The organism is Paenibacillus sp. 32O-W, assembly GCF_007679495.1.
Lineage (GTDB): Bacteria > Bacillota > Bacilli > Paenibacillales > NBRC-103111 > Paenibacillus_L > Paenibacillus_L residui.
Map to the genome: position 1 here is coordinate 1 of NZ_VEGP01000149.1, position 1,449 is coordinate 1,449.

Annotated in this window: 2 protein-coding genes; one reads left to right on the top strand and one right to left on the bottom strand. The window is 52.0% G+C overall.

Annotated features, from left to right (window positions below; genetic code table 11):
• A partial coding sequence (locus FS806_RS26440) for a hypothetical protein (RefSeq protein ID WP_222126774.1) occupies positions 1-277 on the bottom strand: 277 nt, incomplete at its 3' end.
• Between the two features lie 178 nt (positions 278-455).
• Here FS806_RS26440 and FS806_RS25185 point away from each other — a divergent pair.
• Positions 456-1,286, top strand: coding sequence for an SPL family radical SAM protein (locus FS806_RS25185; protein WP_144942088.1), 831 nt, complete (start codon positions 456-458; stop codon positions 1,284-1,286).
• Positions 1,287-1,449 lie beyond the last annotated feature (163 nt).

The window sequence follows — 1,449 nt, forward strand, 5'->3', positions numbered from 1 at the left end:
GCACTTTTGCTCGTCTTCGAGGCAACTCTGGCTTTACGCGTCCAGCGCCTGCAAAAAGACCTGCAAAAGTGCACGTCTTCAGAGCGATTTTAGCTAAAATCGGCAAAAGACCAGCAATTGTGCAGGTAAATTTTGCGATTTCGGCGATTTTCCCGTTTTTGGCGGGGAAAGACATGCACTTTTGCTCGTCTTTCTCGAGTTTTGCCGGATATCCGCAAAAAGACATGCACTTTTGCTCGTCTTTCTCGAGTTTTGCCGGATTTCCGCAAAAAGACATGCACTTTTGCTCGTCTTCGAGGCAACTCTGGCTTTACGCGTCCAGCGCCTGCAAAAAAAACCGTACTTTTGCCAGCTCTTCGAAGCAACTCGAGCGCGTCGCCCATATTTCTACAGGACTGTTTAACAACCTTTTTAATATAGTATATGGATTGCTAAGAACCAGAAGGAGGATCCACATGAAGATCAGCCTGGAATATAAAAAACCCGGGAAACTGTTGAATCCGGGGAGCGGCTTTCTGCAGGGGTATTCGCATACGTTGAACCCTTATACCGGCTGTTCCTTTGCCTGTTCCTACTGCTATGTCCGGAGGATGCCCGTCGGCTTGTTTCGTGATCAGGAGTGGGGGACCTGGGTCGATATCAAAAGCGGTGCCCGGGAACAGCTCCTGAAGGAACTGCGCAATGCCAAGCGCAAAGGCCCGGTTACGATCTTCATGTCCTCCAGTACAGACCCGTATCAGCCTGTGGAGTATAAAGAGAAGGTCACTCGTTCGCTGCTGGAGGCGATGACGGAAGAGGCGGAGGCGCAGCCGGACTTCCTGTTCGTGCAGACCCGCAGTCCGCTGGTGACGAGGGATATCGATTTGTTCGAGAAATTGCGGGACAAGATTCGGATCAGCGTAACGATAGAGACGGATCTCGACCAAGTGCGCAAAGTTTTCTCGCCCTACGCGCCGCCGATCCAGGCGAGGCTTAAAGCTCTGCGGGAGCTGACGGAGGCCGGCCTTCCCACCCAAGCGGCGGTAGCCCCTGTCCTGCCCTCCAGCGACAAGTTCCCCTCTTTGTTGAAAGCAGCTACAGACAGAGTATGCATCGATGATTATTTCATGGGGGACGGCAGCGGGGGCAAACGGACGAAGCAGCTTGGTTTGCGCTCCCTGTACGAAGGAATGGGATACGAGGACTGGTATCATCCGGAGGCTTATTTGCAAGTGGTCAATGCCATGGGGGCCGTATTCGCTCCGGAGCAGCTTAAGATCAGCCGAGATGGCTTCATGCCTTTTTAACCGGAAAGGGAAAGACAAGTCAGCGATCAGCTGCCGTCCTTTTCAGATATCTGCGTGATGGTTGAAAATATCCCCTCCAAATAAGCATTTAAGCTTCTCGGAATTCACATTCCGTTGCAGACTCTAGCTTCCTAGCTAGGGTCTTCTATTGTTTCACCCCCAA